The sequence below is a fragment of the Microcoleus sp. S36b_A4 genome (genome assembly GCF_036700645.1).
Lineage (GTDB): Bacteria > Cyanobacteriota > Cyanobacteriia > Cyanobacteriales > Microcoleaceae > Microcoleus.
This window is the reverse complement of record NZ_JAUBPI010000028.1, coordinates 15,242-32,893: the sequence shown is the minus strand read 5'-3', so window position 1 is coordinate 32,893 and position 17,652 is coordinate 15,242. Positions and strand designations below refer to the sequence as shown.

At 45.6% G+C, this 17,652-nt stretch carries 15 protein-coding genes and 1 pseudogene; 7 read left to right on the top strand and 9 right to left on the bottom strand.

The genetic code is table 11. From position 1 onward, the window contains the following. Positions 1-5: 5 nt before the first annotated feature. The gene (locus QUA03_RS11535; protein WP_333212158.1) at positions 6-2,228 is read right to left on the bottom strand and encodes a PAS domain S-box protein; all 2,223 of its coding nucleotides are present in this window, start codon (positions 2,226-2,228) and stop codon (positions 6-8) included. A 409-nt stretch (positions 2,229-2,637) separates the two neighbouring features. Then, a complete protein-coding gene (locus tag QUA03_RS11530; protein ID WP_333212156.1) occupies positions 2,638-4,116 on the bottom strand; it encodes a leucyl aminopeptidase in 1,479 nt (492 codons plus the stop codon). Positions 4,117-4,454: 338 nt separating this feature from the next. On the opposite strand from QUA03_RS11530, the gene QUA03_RS11525 reads away from it, so the two are divergent. Then, positions 4,455-6,656, top strand: a complete 2,202-nt coding sequence (locus tag QUA03_RS11525; protein ID WP_333212155.1) for a transglycosylase SLT domain-containing protein — start codon at positions 4,455-4,457, stop codon at positions 6,654-6,656. 231 nt (positions 6,657-6,887) lie between these two features. On the opposite strand, the gene QUA03_RS11520 is transcribed toward QUA03_RS11525, so the two are convergent. Continuing rightward, a complete protein-coding gene (locus QUA03_RS11520; RefSeq protein WP_333083386.1) occupies positions 6,888-7,385 on the bottom strand; it encodes a pentapeptide repeat-containing protein in 498 nt (165 codons plus the stop codon). 109 nt (positions 7,386-7,494) lie between these two features. On the opposite strand from QUA03_RS11520, the gene QUA03_RS11515 reads away from it, so the two are divergent. Beyond that, positions 7,495-7,863, top strand: coding sequence for a phage holin family protein (locus tag QUA03_RS11515; RefSeq protein WP_333212153.1), 369 nt, complete (start codon positions 7,495-7,497; stop codon positions 7,861-7,863). A gap of 4 nt (positions 7,864-7,867) precedes the next feature. Here QUA03_RS11515 and QUA03_RS11510 read toward each other — a convergent pair whose 3' ends face one another. Then, positions 7,868-8,665: a cobalamin biosynthesis protein gene (locus QUA03_RS11510; RefSeq protein ID WP_333212151.1), complete on the bottom strand. Its 798-nt coding sequence runs from the start codon at positions 8,663-8,665 to the stop codon at positions 7,868-7,870. A 120-nt stretch (positions 8,666-8,785) separates the two neighbouring features. Between QUA03_RS11510 and QUA03_RS11505 the strand changes: the two genes are divergently transcribed. Beyond that, positions 8,786-9,148, top strand: coding sequence for a hypothetical protein (locus tag QUA03_RS11505; protein WP_333212150.1), 363 nt, complete (start codon positions 8,786-8,788; stop codon positions 9,146-9,148). A 50-nt stretch (positions 9,149-9,198) separates the two neighbouring features. Here QUA03_RS11505 and QUA03_RS11500 read toward each other — a convergent pair. Continuing rightward, positions 9,199-9,420 (bottom strand): annotated as a pseudogene (locus QUA03_RS11500) (TetR/AcrR family transcriptional regulator); the annotation flags it as partial. A 98-nt stretch (positions 9,421-9,518) separates the two neighbouring features. On the opposite strand from QUA03_RS11500, the gene QUA03_RS11495 reads away from it, so the two are divergent. Continuing rightward, positions 9,519-9,881, top strand: a complete 363-nt coding sequence (locus QUA03_RS11495) for a hypothetical protein (RefSeq protein WP_333212148.1) — start codon at positions 9,519-9,521, stop codon at positions 9,879-9,881. A gap of 84 nt (positions 9,882-9,965) precedes the next feature. Here QUA03_RS11495 and QUA03_RS11490 read toward each other — a convergent pair whose 3' ends face one another. Continuing rightward, positions 9,966-10,583: a helix-turn-helix domain-containing protein gene (locus QUA03_RS11490; RefSeq protein ID WP_333212146.1), complete on the bottom strand. Its 618-nt coding sequence runs from the start codon at positions 10,581-10,583 to the stop codon at positions 9,966-9,968. A 312-nt stretch (positions 10,584-10,895) separates the two neighbouring features. On the opposite strand from QUA03_RS11490, the gene QUA03_RS11485 reads away from it, so the two are divergent. Next, entirely contained in the window at positions 10,896-12,491 is a 1,596-nt protein-coding gene (locus tag QUA03_RS11485) for a pitrilysin family protein (protein WP_333212144.1), read from the top strand. A gap of 144 nt (positions 12,492-12,635) precedes the next feature. Beyond that, a complete protein-coding gene (locus QUA03_RS11480; RefSeq protein WP_333212142.1) occupies positions 12,636-14,117 on the top strand; it encodes a pitrilysin family protein in 1,482 nt (493 codons plus the stop codon). A 95-nt stretch (positions 14,118-14,212) separates the two neighbouring features. Here QUA03_RS11480 and asnS read toward each other — a convergent pair whose 3' ends face one another. After that, positions 14,213-15,604 carry an asparagine--tRNA ligase gene (gene asnS, locus QUA03_RS11475; RefSeq protein WP_333212139.1) on the bottom strand — a complete coding sequence of 464 codons (1,392 nt, stop codon included), beginning with the start codon at positions 15,602-15,604 and terminating at the stop codon, positions 14,213-14,215. 109 nt (positions 15,605-15,713) lie between these two features. Continuing rightward, positions 15,714-16,079: a DUF2203 domain-containing protein gene (locus tag QUA03_RS11470; RefSeq protein WP_333212137.1), complete on the bottom strand. Its 366-nt coding sequence runs from the start codon at positions 16,077-16,079 to the stop codon at positions 15,714-15,716. 204 nt (positions 16,080-16,283) lie between these two features. Between QUA03_RS11470 and QUA03_RS11465 the strand changes: the two genes are divergently transcribed. Continuing rightward, a complete protein-coding gene (locus tag QUA03_RS11465; RefSeq protein ID WP_333212135.1) occupies positions 16,284-16,559 on the top strand; it encodes a DUF6439 family protein in 276 nt (91 codons plus the stop codon). 272 nt (positions 16,560-16,831) lie between these two features. Here QUA03_RS11465 and QUA03_RS11460 read toward each other — a convergent pair whose 3' ends face one another. After that, positions 16,832-17,320, bottom strand: a complete 489-nt coding sequence (locus QUA03_RS11460; RefSeq protein ID WP_333083403.1) for an anti-sigma regulatory factor — start codon at positions 17,318-17,320, stop codon at positions 16,832-16,834. Positions 17,321-17,652: the final 332 nt, after the last annotated feature.

Here is a 17,652-nt window from a genome sequence, read left to right as displayed (position 1 = left end):
CTAATTCATAAAGGAATTTCGATCGCAAATTCCGTACCTTCTCCTATGGTGGAACGGCAGCTCAAGGCTCCGGCGTGTTTTTCCGCCACAATTCGGTAACTGATGGCTAACCCTAAACCAGTGCCTTTTCCCATCGGTTTTGTCGTGAAAAACGGGTCAAATAATCGGCTCCGCACGTCTTCTGTCATGCCGATCGCATTATCGGCAATGCGGATACAAATACTATTTTCGTTCAGGGCTTCTGTGCGAATGCTAATAGTTGGTTTCCAATCGTCGCCGACCGCCGCAGATCGCCTTTTTTGGTTGCAAGCATCTTCCAAGGCGTCAATACTGTTGCTAAGCAGATTCATAAATACCTGATTGAGCTGACCTGCATAACATTCTATTAAAGGGAGTTGACCGTAATCTTTGATTATTTTTATTTCGGGATAGTCGCCTCTGGCTCGGAGTTTGTTGTGCAATATTAAGAGGGTATTGTCTATGCCTTCGTGAAGGTTAGTAGGTTTTTTTACCGAGTCGTCTAAACGGGAGAAGTTTCGCAAACTCAGAACTATTTCGCGAATGCGATCTGCTCCCATTTTCATCGAAGATAATATTTTTAGCAAATCTTCTATCAAAAACTCTAAATCGATATTATCAATACATTGTTGAATTTCTACCGCTGGCTGAGGATAGTGTTTTTTGTAAAGTTCCACAAGCTGCAACAAGTCTCTGATATATTGGCTAGCATAGGAAATATTGCCGTAGATAAAACTGACAGGGTTATTAATTTCGTGAGCTACTCCAGCTACCATTTGACCGAGACTTGACATTTTTTCGGTATGAATTAGGTGAGCTTGAGTTTCTCGGAGTTCTTTGAGAGCGATTTCTAGCTGCTGGGATCTGTTGTTGGCGATCGCCTCGGAGAGCCGCAAAGCATCCTCCGCTGCTTTGCGCTCTGTTATGTCAAAAATGGCGCCGTTGAGGGATAAAACTTTACCGTCTACATTGAAAAGGGCTTGACCTTTCTCTACAACCCACCGCACATTTCCGTCGCAGTGAATTAGGCGATATTCGATGATGTAAGGTTGTTTTGTTTTAATAGCCCGATCGATAATTGTCTCGATATGCTGCACGTCATCGGGATGAACTATACTCGGAAAAGCCTGCACCGGTTTTTGCATAAAGTTAGCTGCGGGATAGCCGGAAATAGCTTCTATGCCACTGCTGATAAAAGTTAGGCTCGATCGCCCAGCAGCACTACATCGGTAAACCGCACCGGGAATGCTAGAAACTAATGACCTAAATTCTTCTTCCCTTTCTCGCAAAGCTGCCTCAATCCGCTTACGTTCGCTAATGTCACGAGCAAACGCGCACTGATATTCTTTGCCGTTAAATTCCAAATGATCGATCGTAATTTCTACCGGAAAAATGCGACCGTACTTAGTGACGTGGTGAACTTCAATATTAACCGAACCGCAGCGTTTTAAGACTTTCCAGTGCAAACTCCAAGCAGTTTGGGGAAAATCTGGATTGATGTCGTGTACTGTCATCGAAAGCAATTCTGCTGCAGAATATCCCAATGAAGTGCAAGCAGAGTCGTTGACGTACAAAAATTTACCGTCCGACCCGATCCAGAATACCGCATCTGCCGATCGGTCGATCGCAAACTGAGTCAGTTGCAACTTTTCCTCAACTCGGTGGCGATCTGCAATTTCTTTTTCTAACTGTTCGTTAAGCGAATTGATATCTAAAGCGCTATCGACAATAGTATCAGAAGGGGAAAAATTGAGTGATGGTTTTGCCAATTCTCCTTTGTGGATATCATGCTGGTGATGGTTTTTTTCTACCTGTTTTAACGGCAGTTGTTGAAGATTTTCTTTGTGATTTAAACCAGAATCTGCAAGTGCTTTCGGCATGAGGGCGAAAGCGACTGCGGCTAAAAGCAAAGAAATCAAAGCACTTGCAGCTTTGAGAGTTACCGACAGCCAATATATGGAATGCCAAAGCGTCCAAACTTCCGTCAATTTAGCAGCGCCCCAGGCAAAAAAAACAACGGCAAACAGCCGGAAAATCTTGCGCTGAGAACCTTGGCGGGAAAAATAAACTAAAGAGAGGGCGATCGAGCAATAAGCCAGTGCCGTCAGCGAGTCAAAAACAGCGTACAGTCGCAACTCCGGTACCACGTTGCAGGCGAGTCTAGAAGATACAGCAAGTGTTGAAAAAAAAATTGTTAATTGTTCTTGCATAAAGTTCAAGAAAAAAATTATCTGTACCAATGCAAATCCGATCAAATCTAATTATTTGATTTCGGCTAGTGAAATATTTACATAATTATATACTTTTTTCATTTATGAAACAGCTATTTTTTCAGGAAATGTCAAAACTGTCGAGGTGGCGCCCTGAGAACGAAGCTTTTCTCAAATATGAGCAATGGTGAGCGTCACGGCTAGCAACGCTTACGTTGCTCCCTGTCACGGAATACATAGGTTCGCCTACTGATTGCTTCAGAAACATTTAAATTGTTAATGATCACTATTAAATTTTCTTTTAGATTACTTAAGCAGTGAGCCAGGGGTTTTTAACCGCTGGCTCACAGATGGACTAGCAGACTTTTAAGGCAGAGAAAATCTCAATTTTTCCGCTGGAAATCCGCAATTAAGCACCGCCCAGCACCCAATGCACCAAAGTCCGAACTCCAAAACCAGTAGCCCCAGGGCCATTGTAGCCATTTTCTTTGTCACTCCAAACCGTGCCGGCAATATCTAAATGCGCCCAAGCAGTATCCTTCACAAACTGTTTCAAAAATAGCGCTGCCGTAATCGAACCGCCGGGACGTGGGCCAGTGTTTTTCATGTCGGCGTGCAATGCTTTCAAGCCCTCAAAATATTTTTCTTCCATCGGCATTCGCCAAAATTTTTCGCCTGCCAATTCTGAGGCGGCGACTATTTCGGCGGCGACGCTATCTTGAGGACTCCACAAACCCGCGATATCTTCGCCTAAAGCAATTACGCAGGCCCCGGTTAGAGTTGCTAAATCGACAATTGCGTCAACTCCCAATTTATCAGCAAATACCAAAGCATCAGCCAGGGTTAAACGACCTTCAGCGTCGGTATTGTTGACTTCAATTGTTTTGCCGTTGGAAGCTGTAAGGATGTCTCCAGGGCGCATGGCGCGGCCGCTGATCATGTTTTCAGTGACGGCGCTGATAAAGTGAACTTCCACATCGGGTTTGATGTGTCCGATCGCCTTTGCTGCTCCCAAAGTAGCCGCAGCGCCGCCCATATCTATTTTCATCATTTCAATGCCGCTGCCCGCACCTTTGATGTTCAAACCGCCGGAATCAAAGGTCAATCCTTTGCCCACAATTGCTATTTTGCGGCGCGGTGTGCCTTCTGGTTTGTAAGTTAAATGGATGAATTTAGGTGGTAAATCAGATGCTAGTGCCACGCCGAGAAAGGCTCCCATGCCTAGTTTTTCGCAGTCTTCCCGCTCCAGTATTTCTAATTCTAAACCGCATTCGGCAGCCAGACTTTGAGCTGTTTCTGCCATGGTAATCGGGGTGACAAAATTTGCAGGCGCTGCGACTAATTCGCGTGCTAAAATGACTCCGGCAGTGATTTGACGGGCGCGGGCGATCGCACTTTCTGTACCGGCAAAACCGAGCAAATGAATTTGTTCGATTTGCGGGCTTTTGTCTTCCTGTTCCGATTTGAAACGGTTGTCTTGATTCAGAGAGAGTTCTACACCTTCGGCGATCGCGCTTGCTGTAACATCCGGCGCGTTTTTCCACACCGGAAAGCTAATTCCGAGGGTTTTGCATTTCTCTTTTTTGGCTAACTTGGCGCAAACGCCTGCTGCTTGCCGCACGGTGTCTAATTTTAAGTCCTCTGTTTTGCCCAAACCGACGATCGCAATTTTGCGAATGGGATTATTGCCGCCGACGCGGGTGATGGCGCTCGTACCCACTTTGCCCTTAAAATCTACTTCCAGTAGCAGCTCTTTCAAAGTGCCTGCAAGCTTTTCATCTAATTGTGCCAGCTCGCCGGTGAGTTCCAAGCCGTCCTCAAATAGACCAATTGCCAGGGCGTCTCCCGTCCAAACAGAGCGGGGCGTATCGGTGACTAGAAATTCCATGTTTTGATTTACACTTTAGATTTTAGATTTTTGATTGTACTTTGCAGTGGGTGGTTTGTGGTTTTTCGTTGGTGCGGGTAAATAGATCGATCGCACAAATTCTTCGCTCCACATCGAAATAAATTCTGCTACTATATCAGCCAAGTCCGCCTGCGATCGGATCTTCCACCAATCTCAATCATCTGTGTGGGGGTGGGCTGTCCGTTTTTGCCCCACTATTAACATTTATTTCTCGTTGAACAGGCATCCTGCCTGTGATGGCGTGGAACACCCATCCTGTCTGTGATGGCTTTTGACAAACGATCGGTTCTTTATATCTTATTCTCTTAAATTTTCCCATGCTAAAACGACGCCGGGCCCGATTTTCTGTTTTAATCAGCGTTTCAGTTTGCGTTATTGCGATCGGATCTTTGGTTGCTGCGATGAAATGGATGGGTTTTGGCTCGGTCCAGAAGGCCGAGCAGCCACTGAATGCAGCGAATTCCGAATCGCAAGTCAAGATGCTGGTATCGCTATCACCGATCGAGCGATCGGCGAAATTAGTTGAACTCGCAACCAGTCAGTCTGCAAGTACGAACCCGCAGCAGGAAATCTCCCCTCAAAGCCGCGCCCGCTATCTGCTTGCCAGCGATTTAATCCAGCAAGGAAATGCGGCCAAAGCATTAAAGTTATTGGATAAATTAGAGCAAGAATATCCGGTTTTAGCTGCTCACATTGCCCTAAAAAGGGCGCAAGCTTACCAATTGAGCGGCGACAAAGGCAAAACTCAAAAAGCTTGGGAGGAACTGCTCAAAAACTATCCGAGCGACCCGGTAGCAGCGGAAGCTTTATATATTTTAGGGAACTCAAAACCGGAATATTGGCAACAGGCAATTACTGAATTTCCGGGTCATCCCCGCAGCGTAGAAATTGCCCTCCGCAAGTTAAAAGAAAATCCCAATCAGCCGAAGTTGATGCTGCTCGTAGCAAAACACGGTCATTATGTCAAAGATTACGGGACAATTTTGGAACAACTGGTGCAGCGAAACAGCGCCGGTTTGAAACCGGAAGATTGGGAAGAAATTGCCTTTGGCTATTGGGAAAAACAAAATTACGGCAAAGGAGCTATTGCTTACGGGAAAGCTCCCCGCAACGCCAAAAATCTTTACCGCAAAGCTCGCGGTTTGTGGCTAGACGGAAAAATCCCGGAATCGAGAATTGCCTATCAAGAATTAGTGCGGGAGTTTCCCGATGCCGAAGATACTGGTTTGGGTTTAATTCGGCTGTCGCGGCTGAGCGAACCGAAAGAAGCGATCGTTTTGCTCGATCGAGTTATTAGCAAATTCCCCAATTATGCCCCCGAAGCTTTGTTAGATAAATCCCAACTTCTCGACAAAGCACGCAGCGGTCAATCCGCCTCAGATACCCGGAAGTTGCTCTTGACAAAATACAATAATTCTGATAAAGCAGGGGAATTGCGGTGGACGATCGCCCAACAGTTTGCCAAAGGCGGAGATTTAAAATCAGCTTGGCAGTGGGCGAGAGAATTAACCACCCACAATCCCGACAGCGAACAAGCTCCAGAAGCCGCATTTTGGGTCGGGAAATGGGCACAGCAACTCGGTCGGCAACAAGACGCCAAGACTGCATTTGAGTACACTATATTACGCTATCCAGAATCATATTTTGCGTGGCGATCGGCTGTACTTCTCGGCTGGCCCGTCGGCGACTTTACCACAGTCCGAGATTTGTCTCCCAATGTAGTGCGGCCACCTCAGCGCCCCGAACCAACTGCGGGTTCTCCTGCGTTGAAAGAACTCTATCAATTAGGTCAAGATAGAGATGCTTGGACGCTGTGGCAAGTTGAATTTATCGATCGCGTAGAACCAAGTATTGCCGAACAGTTTACCGACGGTTTAATGCGAGTTGCAGTCGGAGACAATTTAGACGGTTTGTGGATGGTTGGGAGTTTGCGGCAGCGCGATAAACCAGATGATAGAACCCAATACCTCGAACTCAGACAGCAACCGATTTATTGGCAAGCACTTTATCCTTTTCCTTACTTAGAAACCATTGTCAAATGGTCAAAAGAACGCACCATAAATCCAGTATTAGTAACTGCATTAATCCGGCAAGAATCGCGGTTTATGCCAGCCATAAAATCCTCAGTTGGCGCTACTGGTTTAATGCAAGTAATGCCGGAAACAGCAGCTTGGGTGGCTGGACAAATCAGTCTCAAAAAGTATTCATTGGAGAATGTAGACGACAACGTTAAACTTGGTACATGGTATTTAGATCACACTCACGACGAGTACAAGAATAACTCGATGTTAGCTGTGGCGAGTTACAATGCCGGGCCAAATGCAGTAGCAGATTGGTTGAAGAGGTTTAATTTTAGTGACCCGGATGCTTTTGCGGAAAAGATTCCGTTTCCTGAAACGAAAGGATACGTGAAATCGGTGTTTGAGAATTACTGGAATTATCTGCGGATTTACAATCCAGAAGTTAATCAGTTAATGAGTGAGCATTATGCGGCTGCTCAGAAAAAAGCAAAGCCTTAGTAAATTTGGTTTAGGCTGTCAGGAACGGGCGTGAGAACCCGTTCCACAAACAAATTTATTTGTTGTATTTATTGATTGTGGGCTGGGCTTCTAGCCCGCCCTAAACCGGCTCTCCGGCCCGTCCCACAAACAAATTTATTTTGTGTATTTATTGATTGTGGGCTGGGCTTCTAGCCCAGAACAGGCAAGGTGCCTGTTCCACAAATTGAAATTATGGGATTGTAAAATAAATCAGCGGCATCCCAAGGAATCACGAGTAGAAATCCCTGTTTGAGAATTAATACCGCTGGCTTTTGTGCACAATTCTTTAACTTGTGATCCGTCCATAATTGCGTCGGTAAAGTCAGCCCCAGTGATATCAACTCCGTCAAAAGTAGAACGCAGCAAAATTGTTTCCGCCAAAATTGCATCACTTAAATCGGCATTAGTAAATTTAACTTGATCAATCATTGCATTAGTTAAATTAGCGCCGTGCAAATTCGCCTGAGTCATCACCGAAGCGCTCATAATTGCTCCCCGCAAATCGGCATTAGAAAAATTAGTCAAGTCCATATTAGCGTTAGAAAACTCAGCGGCCCGCAGCATTTGACCGGAAAAATCGCGTCTTGTCAGTTCCGCGTTGCTAAAGGACAACGGCGGAGCGTAATATTTAGATTGAGCTTGGGCTGGCTGCGGCAGGATGAAGATAGTTAGCGCCAAGAGCAATGCTGCTAGTTGCCGGAGTTTCATAAATCTGATATTCTCGCAAGGTGGATATTTCGTAGTGTATCCCGAACTTTGGTCGATCGACTAAACAGGTACAATCTTAATTAATAGTGATGGAGATGGAAAAAAAGATATGCTAAGTTTTTTCTTAACTTGGATAGTAGCAGCGGTTTCGCTGATCATTACCGCTAACATTGTACCAGGTATTGCGGTGGTTAGCTTTCCGGCGGCGATGGTGGCTGCTGTTGTTATCGGATTGGTGAACGCGGTTGTCAGACCGATTCTTACATTGCTGACGCTGCCTTTGACCATTATTACTTTAGGTTTGTTTTTATTCGTTGTGAATGCAATTTCGCTTTCCCTGGCTTCGTGGTTGGCGGGTGCGTTCAATATCGGCTTTGCGGTTAACGGTTTTTGGCCGGCTTTGTTTGGTTCGATTGTTTTGTCATTCGTTTCTGGGTTGATTGGTCGATTTGTGAATGCCAATACTTTGTCTCAGTAATACATTATCCCAGATACTCGATCGCGGAAACTGCAACCGCTACTGTTACCGCAGAACCCGCCCTAACCCCTCCTTGTGAAAGGGGGGGATTTTTGTTACGAAATATTTGTTTAAGGACTAAAAGCCTTTCACGGGCGGGTAGGATACCCACCCCACAACCAGATTCACTCTTTGTGGAACAGGCATCTTGCCTGTTGTTGAGAATGGTACAAGATATCAGTTCGATCGCACAAAGTGCCGCAGCTTCTGCTACGCTGGGCGTGCCGACTTGTTTGACTACAATATTTGAAGGATTGGGGACTTCTACGGAACTTAAAATGTCAGCAGCAAAGGTTTTTAACGGCCAGTTTCGCGCTTGACAAAGTTCCAGCAAGCCGACTTCACCTGCTTTAGTGTCTATTGTAGCAATACCTGCGATCGCACTTTCCGCTAAATGATAACCGCGACATACATTTTGAATCGCAGTTTCGATTAATTCTCGCCCTGTTCCGCGTTCGCAACCTACCCCTATCCACAACACTCTTGGATGCCACTGAACCTTTGGCAAAGCAGATTCCGGCGAAAATCTTCTCTGGGTGAAACTAATCCAAATTCGGGCTTTGATAGTTGATATATTTTCGCCATCCCAATACAAAGAATGTTTTTCGGGCAGGCTGTTGTGCCACAAAGTAGAACCAACTTCTTGAATTACTTCGACAGTTTCCCCTCTAGCAAGAGCCGCCGCCACTCCTGTCCAGTCACCTTCGCCCCGGCTCCAACCGCTGGGAATGTCTAGCATATCTAAAGTAAATTCATCGCTCATTATTCAGTTATCTATTCTGTAGTTTCACTGCGACCGCAATCTAAAAAAAAACTTAACACTCTGTTGAGTGAAAATTTTGGTACAATTGTAGCACAAACTACAAAAAACCCAACATTTAAGATGGTAGAACTAAATCAGTTACTGTTAGAGTTTGAAAGCAACCTCAAATGGGAAGGAGTTACACAAAAATGGATAGAGCGCCGGGAAAGTTGGGTGAGCGATGTTGCAGCATCAGTTAACCTGACATATCTAGCAGAATTGCTAGTTGAATTGGAATCTAACTTGCAGTGGGAATCGGTGGATATTCAGTGGCAAGAGCGTCGAGACCGTTGGGTAGAAGAATGTCTGGGAGCATCGATTGTTCAAGAAGTATCAAGTTTATTGCTGGAACTTGAAACCAATACCAATTGGAAAGCTGTGACAGATGAATGGCAGCAAAATCGCGAGAAATGGGTGCAGGAAATGCACAAGTTTAACGAGTAGTTTCGAGGGTTTAGAGCCTGCAAACATGCGTTTCCTGGCTCTAAAATTTCCTAATGACTAATCACTAATTCTTGATATTTCAGCAAAACCCCATTCAGAAAAATATCTGCGAGTCCTTCAGCCATTTCCTGCATTTGCGGCCGAGAAGCATTCGGCTCCATAATCGTATTTTGACTGAAGGGCGCGACTGCCAACATTCCCAAAAATACCTGAGCGACAATTCTCGGACTCATCTTTGGATAAACTTGTTTTCCCATCGCCGTTTCCAAATAAAGCCTCAGCTACATAGCTAATTATAAAAAAACCAACACTCTCAATCAATAAAATTTGTACAAAAATAGCACAAACTGCAAACAAGACAAAATTTAATATGGTAGAACTAAATCAATTACTGTTAGAGTTTCAAGCCCACCTAAACAGGGACGCAGTGACGGAAGAATGGAAAGAACGTCGCAACTGTTGGATGAGCGAGGTGTTAGCAGCAAGTGACGAAAAACACCTCGCCAAATTGCTAGTTGAATTAGAATCAAATTTTCAGCGAGAAGCAGTACAAAGCCTCTGGAAAATGATCCGTGAAAGTTGGGTAGAAGAATGTCATATAGCATCGACGCTAGAAGAAGTATCAAGTCTCTTGCTGGAACTTGAAAGCAATACAACTTGGGAAGTAGTGACGGATGAATGGCAGGATTATCGGGAGAAGTGGGTGCAAAAGATGTACGAGTTTATAGAGTAAGTGGGGAGTGGTGACTACTTATTGGTTATTGGTTATTAATTATAATCACCAATAAGTAACAACCAATAAATAACCCATAACTAATTATTGATCTTTCAGTAAAACCCCATTCAGAAAAATATCAGCAAGTCCTTCAGCCATTTCCTGCATTTCTTGCGGAGAAGCATTCGGCTCCATAATCGTATTTTGACTGAAACCCGCGACTGCAAACATTCCCAAAAATACCTGAGCGACAATCTTCGGATTCATCTTTCGATAAACTCCTTTTTCCATCGCCGTTTCAAAAAAAGCCTCAGCCACATCGCTCATTTTTCCGATGACTTCCAACTGAATTCTGTCGCGCAAATCCGGGTGAAATTGCGCCTCCAAAAAACACACCCGCATCATGTCGCTATTCTCGCGGATATTCAGCATCCGCCGCCGCATCACCTGAGCCACTGCTTTGTAACTGCCCATCTCGCTCAATTCAGTCAGCAAATCCGTCAGCAACTCCACCCATCCTTCCGTCGCCACCTCAATCAAAATCGCTTTTTTATTATCAAAATGCCGAAATAGCGTACCCTCGGCTACCCCAGCCGCCGCTGCTAAATCACGAGTTGTCGTGCCGTCGTATCCGCTGCGGGCAAACAACCGCTGAGCTGCTTGTAAAATTCGCTTCTTAGTTTCTGTTTCAGAAGGAGGAGACTGATTAAAAATTCGCATGGCTTTGCAATCGGTAATTGGCTACTTGGAACTACGGGAGCTGGACTGAGGGACTAATTGATGTTAAGTTTTAAAAAGAATCTCTGGCATTGAGGGCAAACATTTTTTTGTTTGACAATCCAAAATCCAAAATCTAAAATCTAAAATCGAATGACCCTTTTTGAGATTTGCTGTATCAGCCTAACATCTGCGGCGCAACAGATCGCTTATGCCTCAAAAAATCTTTATCCTGAGAAAAGAATCTCTGGCCACCGAGCACAAACATTTTTTTGTTTGACCATCCAAAATCTAAAATCTAAAATCTAAAATCGAATGACCCCGCAGTTCCAAAAACCCCGTGAAGCGAAGCTATCCCGTAGGGAATCGCCCGTGAGCAAAACTCGATTCATTGCCTCCCTGCTGGCCGCTGTACTGCTGTGGTGGGGACTTTTCCCGGAAATCGCCCTCGCCCGCCCCAACCCCGCTAGCGGCTCCCAAGCAGTCTCTGTTCAACCGTCGCTCGATCGAGTAATCAGCCAAGTCAGCGAATTTAAGCTCGACAACGGCATGAAATTTATCGTACTCGAAAGGCCCAGAGCGCCCGTAGCATCGTTTCTGATACACGCCGATGTCGGCGGCGCAAACGAACCCGACGGCCAAACCGGAGTCGCTCACTATCTCGAACATTTAGCCTTCAAAGGCACGCCAAAAATCGGCACTACCGACTACCAAGCCGAAAAGCCGCTGCTAGAAAAACAAGACCAACTCTTCGAGCAAATGCAAGCAGCCAAGGCCAGCGGCAAAACTGAAGAAGTCGCCCAATTAAAAGCAGAATTTGACAAAGTTGAAGCCGAAGCTTCGCAATTTGTCAAGCGCAATGAACTCGGCAAAATAGTGGAACAAGCAGGCGGAGTCGGACTAAATGCCGCTACTTCCACCGACGCCACAATGTATTTTTACAGCCTTCCAGCTAACAAGTTAGAAATGTGGATGTCGCTGGAATCCGAGCGATTTCTAGAACCAGTATTTCGGGAATTTTACAAGGAAAAACAGGTAATTTTAGAAGAGCGCAGGCTGCGAACCGAGAATTCTCCGATCGGACAAATGGTTGAAGCTTTTGCCAACAAAGCTTTCTCTGTTCATCCCTACCGCCGCCCTGTAATTGGCTCCACTGAAGACATTCAAAACCTCCGCCGCAGCGACGTGCAGAAGTTTTTCGAGACTCACTACGTTCCCAGCAAGCTGACTGTGGCGGTGGTAGGAGACGTGAAAGCTTCGGAGGTGAAGCGACTAGCTCAAATTTATTTCGGCCGTTACAAGGCCTCACCAGCGCCTCCAGAATTGCAGATTGTCGAACCTCCCCAAACGCAAACGAAGGAAGTCACGCTGAAATTAAAAACTCAACCTTGGTATTTGGAAGGGTATCACAAACCGGCGATGAATCATCCCGACAATGCCATTTATGAAATGATTGGTTCTTTGCTCAGCGATGGCCGCACTTCTCGGCTTTACAAATCTTTGGTAGAAGAGCAGCAATTGGCGCTGGCTGCTCAAGGTTTCAGTGGTTATCCGGGGGAAAAGTATCCGAATTTAATGTTATTTTACGCTCAAACTGCTCCGGGCCGCACGGTTGATGAGGTGGCGGCAGCTTTGAGCAAGGAAATCGATCGCCTGAAAACAGAGCCGGTTTCTGCTTTGGAATTGGAGCGAGTGAAAACTCAGGCGAGAGCCGATTTGTTGCGATCGCTCAATTCTAATATGGGCATGGCATTTGCGCTGGTTGACTATCAAGTGAAAACTGGTTCGTGGCAAAATTTGTTTAAGGAATTGGATGCGATCGCCGCTGTTACTCCCGCTGACATTCAGCGTGTCGCTCAGGCAACTTTCCGCCCGGAAAATCGCACGATTGGTAAGCTTTTGCCGCTTTAAGGAAGTCAGTTGTCAGTTGTCAGTTGGCAGTTGGCAGTTGTCAGTTGGCAATTGTCAGTTATCTGTTGTCAGTGGTGAGCTTTTCCGCAAACAGCCAACAGCGAACAGTCAACATTTGTCAGAATGTATAACTTAGGAGAAAGAATGAAAAGGACTAAATTGAGACTGAAAAAAGTAAAGTTATTTCTGCTGTCGCTTTGCTTTTTTACTGTTTCACTGGGCACGTTTAATTTGTTACCTTCCTTTGCGGCTGCACCCAAACACTACGACCAATTAACCTTTCCCCCGCTGTCAGAAATTAAACTGCCTAAATACACTCGCTTCGAGCTGAAAAATGGCATCCGGGTGTATCTGATGGAAGACCGGGAACTCCCGTTAGTCGGGGGAACGGCGCTATTTCGCACGGGCGAGCGTTTTGAACCTGCCGATAAAATTGGATTGGGAGGTTTGACGGGAGAAGTGATGCGAACTGGCGGCACGAGTCGGCATACGGCTGATGAATTAAATCAGTTGCTAGAACAGCGAGCAGCTTCGGTAGAAACGGGGATTGATGTTAGTTCTGGGAGCGCTAATTTTAGTGCTTTAGCTGAAGATTTGGAACCCGTATTTGACTTATTTGCAGAAGTGATTCGGGAGCCAATATTTGCTAAGGAAAAGTTGGATTTAGCCAAGAACCAAACTCAAGGTGCGATCGCCCGCCGCAATGACGATCCTGACGGTATTACCGGCCGCGAGTTTCAAAAATTAATTTATGGCGATCGCAGTCCTTACGCGCGCACGGTAGAATACAAAACCCTCGCCAATATTTCCCGCGACGATTTGGTGAGTTTCTACCAGAAATATTTCCATCCCAAGAATATGATTTTGGGTATTTCTGGCGATTTTGATACAGCTAAAATGCGATCGCTCGTCGAGCAAAAATTCGGCAACTGGCAACCGAGTCAAAGTGCAGAAGTGCCTGCACTACCAACCGTAGCGCCAGCAAATGGGGGCGGCGTATTTTTGGTAAATCAGCCGCAATTAAGTCAAAGTTACGTGCAAATGGGACATTTGGGCGGAATGCTCAGCAGTCCAGATTACGGTGCTTTGGATGTGATGAATGGGGTTTTGAACGGTTTCGGTGGCCGTTTGTTTAATAACGTGCGATCGCGCCAAGGCTTAGCTTATTCAGTATACGCGGCTTGGAGTCCGAGATATGACTATCCGGGGGTGTTTGTCGCAGGAGGCCAAACGCGATCGGATGCCACAGTACCATTTATCCAGGCAATTCGCGCCGAGATCGATCGTATCCGCACCGAACCAATTACCCCGGAAGAATTAGCTTATGCTAAAGATTCCACCCTGAATTCTTTTATCTTCAAATTTGAAAATCCCAGTCAAACTTTGTCGCGATTAATTCGCTACGAATACTACGGTTATCCCGAAGATTTCATTTTTCGCTACCGCCGCAGCATCGAAACAGCAACAATTGCCGACGTGCAGCGCGTAGCCAAGACTTACTTGAAACCGGAAAATTTGGTAACATTAGTAGTGGGAAATACGGAGGCAATTCAACCGCCGTTATCGAGTTTGGGAACTTCAGTCAAAGTGGAATCTGTTGATATCACAATTCCCCCAGCGACTTAATCGGTAACAAAGGCTTGCATTCCTCTGTTTTCAGGAGACGGCAATGCCTTGTCCTCCGCCCAAGGTAAGGACACGGCAATGCCGTGTCCCTACTACTAAAAATCAATGCTCAAAGGTGCTCTCGGAAATGGAATCACATCCCGAATATTCCCCATTCCCGTCATAAACTGCACTAACCGCTCAAATCCCAAACCAAACCCAGCGTGAGGCACAGTACCGTAGCGGCGCAAATCCAAATACCACCACAATTCCTCCTTATTCATACCCTGGGCTTCCATGCGCCGCTGCAACACATCCAGCCTTTCTTCCCGCTGCGAACCGCCGATAATTTCCCCAATATTAGGAGCCAAAACATCCATTGCTCGCACGGTTTTTTCGTCATCATTTAAACGCATATAAAATGCTTTAATCCCGACGGGATAATCGCTGACAATCGTCGGCTTTTTAAACAAGTCCTCAGCCAAATAACGCTCGTGTTCTGACTGCAAATCTAAACCCCAACTGACCGGAAAATCAAATTTTTTGTCGGCTTTTTCCAAAAGTGCGATCGCCTCCGTATAAGTAATCCGCTCGAACTGATTATTAATGATATTTTCAGCAGTAGCCAAAACCGTTTTGTCAATGCGCTCATTGAAAAACTCCATATCTTCCGGGCAACGCTCCAAAACGTATTTAAAAATGTACTTTAAAAACGCCTCAGCCAAATCCATATCTCCCTGCAAATCGCAGAAAGCCATCTCCGGTTCAATCATCCAAAACTCAGCCAAATGTCGCGAAGTATTAGAATTTTCCGCTCGGAAAGTCGGGCCAAAAGTGTAAACGTTGCCGAAAGCCATCGCCATAACTTCCGCTTCCAACTGGCCGCTAACTGTTAAATAGGCGCGCTTTCCAAAAAAGTCTTTAGCATAATCAACCTCTTGCGAATCAGTGCGCGGCACATTCTTTAAATCAAAGTTGGTAACGGCGAACATTTCCCCCGCACCTTCGCAGTCGCTAGCAGCAATAATTGGAGTGTGAACCCACAAAAAACCACGTTCTTGAAAAAATTGGTGTACCGCCGCCGAACAAGCATTTCGGACTCGAAAGACAGCACCGTGGGTGTTTGTGCGCGGCCGCAAATGCGCGATTGTCCGCAAAAATTCAAAGGAATGGCGCTTTTTTTGCAACGGATAAGTTTGCGGGTCTGCATCACCGTAAACTTGTACTTGTGAGGCTTTCAACTCAATTCGCTGTCCTTTTGCCGGAGATGCTACCAGCACTCCCGACACTTCTAAAGATGCACCTGTATTCAGTTGTTTGAGTACATTTTCAAAGTCTGGCAAATCGGAATTTATGACTACTTGCAAGTTAGCCATCGCCGAACCATCGTTGACTTCGACAAAGGCAAATTCTTTCAATTCGCGCTTAGTGCGAACCCAACCTTGAACAGTTACAGTTTCGTCGGGTTCACCTGCGCGCAAAATTGCTGCTATTCGTTGATTTGTCATATTCACTCCTGTTTATTTAATATTTTGCACCATATTTCTCTCTTTTCTCTGACTCTGCGCCCTCTGCGCCCTCTGCGGTAAATAAAAAAATCATAAATCTCAACATAGTTCAACCTGCATAGGATTTCAAAATCCAACCCATCAAAATACCGAGTCCCCCAAAGCGAACTGCTTGCCAAAAAGGTTGTTTTATGCTTCCCCAAGAAAACAGGCTGCTTTCTAAATTCAACTCGATTGTTTCCAATTCTTGCTCAATTTCCCGCAATTCTTTTTTGAGTTGCGGCAATGGATTTTGGCGTTTGGACTGGCGGATTTCTTCGCGGCGATGGCCGAGTTCGACTTGGCGCTGTCGATCGACCTGAATTTGAGTGTACCGTTCTTTGACTGCCGCGAGCGATCGCTCCACTGCTGCGATCGCTTGAACAAACTCGCTTTCTTGCTCTTCCGGATTTAACTCTGACGGCTGTTGAGGCATTTCGATCTGCAAACCTGACAATAATAAAAAAAACCGATTTCCAATTAAATTGTTATTATATGCAGTATATTTTCTAAATTAACGAACTCTAGCCAAATAGACATAAGTATAGCAACTTTATCGGCATTTAAAACGTTTTTAATTGCTGAAACCCTTGATTTTCTCGCATTTTCCTTCTTCCTTCTTCCTTCTTCCTTACCACCTATGCTTGAAAATACACAAACAACCCAAACTGTGAACCTCAACGAGCTGAGCACGGTAGAACTAGCCCAAGCTCTAGCCGCGCGCCTCGCCATCCACGAAAAAGATTGGCACCGCCTCAAAGCAAACCGTTCTGCGCGGGCCTGTGAGCAAGCTGCGGCCGCTTTGGTGTTTTTGCTCAAAAAACAGCCTGAAGAAGCTCTCCCGCGCTTACAACAAGCAGCAGGATGGCTGGATCGATCAATATCTGCTCCTCCCTGTCCCACCCACGGCAAATGATTAGATTGCTTCGTTGTTCCTAACGCTTTGCGGTTTTGATTCTGGAGTTTTGACTTGATTAGTCGCTCAAAACTTAGACAATCGCGCCCCTCGATCGAGCAGCGCGATTGTGAGTTCAAAAGATTTATACTTTTTTAACTCAAAACTAACATTTTGCATTATGATCAGCTATCAATAGCCAGAGAGTTCAAATTCTCACTGCAAACTTCAGTCCGGGAACGAAAAAAATTCTAGGTCTAGCTGAGGTAAAAACTGCTGCTTTCATAGCAGTTCTAGCGCAAGCGAGGCAGCCGATAGCGACTGGGAAGTTCTTTGCACAGCCGTAACTCTGTACCTTGAGAATTCCACTCTACCCGATCGAATATTTGGTAAAGAATAAACAACCCCCTACCGCATTCCTGTTCCACATGGGGTAGTCCAGAGTTATCTGCAACGTCCTCTGCTAGGAGACTGTCGCAATCATCGGTATAAAGGTTACAACTGCAAGGGGCCTTAAAGCCAGAACCTTCATCCGATATCACCCACCAATATTGGTTTTGGACGATCGAAAAACGGACTCCAACAGTTTTACCGGGGTCTAACTTGTTTCCATGCTTAGCAGCATTTACCAAAGCTTCTTGAAGCCCCAACCGCAATTCCGCTTGCCAGTGATCCGGAAGCTCTGCTAGGAGCAGATCCAAAATAGGACAAAGGTATAGGGTAGAAGCGAAGCTAATCGTAATCCAATTGCGTCCGACGGGACGAGGTGAAATAGCAATCACTCAGAAAACTCCCTAACTTTCAGGTGGATAAAGTTCACACCCTGCATAGTTGGCTCCCTAGTATTCAAAATGCTAATTAATTGAGCGGCGCAGCTCTACTTCTATCTTAGAGTATCCAAGCAATTAAGAACAGCAAACCACGTCACAAAATATTCAGCGATTCTGAGAAACTTCTGCAGAGAACCATCAGTAATTTTACTTATAGGTTCTCCCAGCAGCGAAATTTTTGATCTCGGCTTTGGCCAACTAGCAACCAAACGGCTAGCTGCCCCCCGAAGCCGTCAACACATCTTCAACAAACGATCCCCACCTGGAAAAGCTCGCAAATAACT

Coding starts and splice junctions, on each gene's coding strand:
- QUA03_RS11535 (WP_333212158.1), bottom strand. CDS start 2,228: ATGCAAGAACAATTAACAATTTTTTTTTCAACACTTGCTGTATCTTCT.
- QUA03_RS11530 (WP_333212156.1), bottom strand. CDS start 4,116: ATGGAATTTCTAGTCACCGATACGCCCCGCTCTGTTTGGACGGGAGAC.
- QUA03_RS11525 (WP_333212155.1), top strand. CDS start 4,455: ATGCTAAAACGACGCCGGGCCCGATTTTCTGTTTTAATCAGCGTTTCA.
- QUA03_RS11520 (WP_333083386.1), bottom strand. CDS start 7,385: ATGAAACTCCGGCAACTAGCAGCATTGCTCTTGGCGCTAACTATCTTC.
- QUA03_RS11515 (WP_333212153.1), top strand. CDS start 7,495: ATGCTAAGTTTTTTCTTAACTTGGATAGTAGCAGCGGTTTCGCTGATC.
- QUA03_RS11510 (WP_333212151.1), bottom strand. CDS start 8,665: ATGAGCGATGAATTTACTTTAGATATGCTAGACATTCCCAGCGGTTGG.
- QUA03_RS11505 (WP_333212150.1), top strand. CDS start 8,786: ATGGTAGAACTAAATCAGTTACTGTTAGAGTTTGAAAGCAACCTCAAA.
- QUA03_RS11495 (WP_333212148.1), top strand. CDS start 9,519: ATGGTAGAACTAAATCAATTACTGTTAGAGTTTCAAGCCCACCTAAAC.
- QUA03_RS11490 (WP_333212146.1), bottom strand. CDS start 10,583: ATGCGAATTTTTAATCAGTCTCCTCCTTCTGAAACAGAAACTAAGAAG.
- QUA03_RS11485 (WP_333212144.1), top strand. CDS start 10,896: ATGACCCCGCAGTTCCAAAAACCCCGTGAAGCGAAGCTATCCCGTAGG.
- QUA03_RS11480 (WP_333212142.1), top strand. CDS start 12,636: ATGAAAAGGACTAAATTGAGACTGAAAAAAGTAAAGTTATTTCTGCTG.
- asnS (WP_333212139.1), bottom strand. CDS start 15,604: ATGACAAATCAACGAATAGCAGCAATTTTGCGCGCAGGTGAACCCGAC.
- QUA03_RS11470 (WP_333212137.1), bottom strand. CDS start 16,079: ATGCCTCAACAGCCGTCAGAGTTAAATCCGGAAGAGCAAGAAAGCGAG.
- QUA03_RS11465 (WP_333212135.1), top strand. CDS start 16,284: ATGCTTGAAAATACACAAACAACCCAAACTGTGAACCTCAACGAGCTG.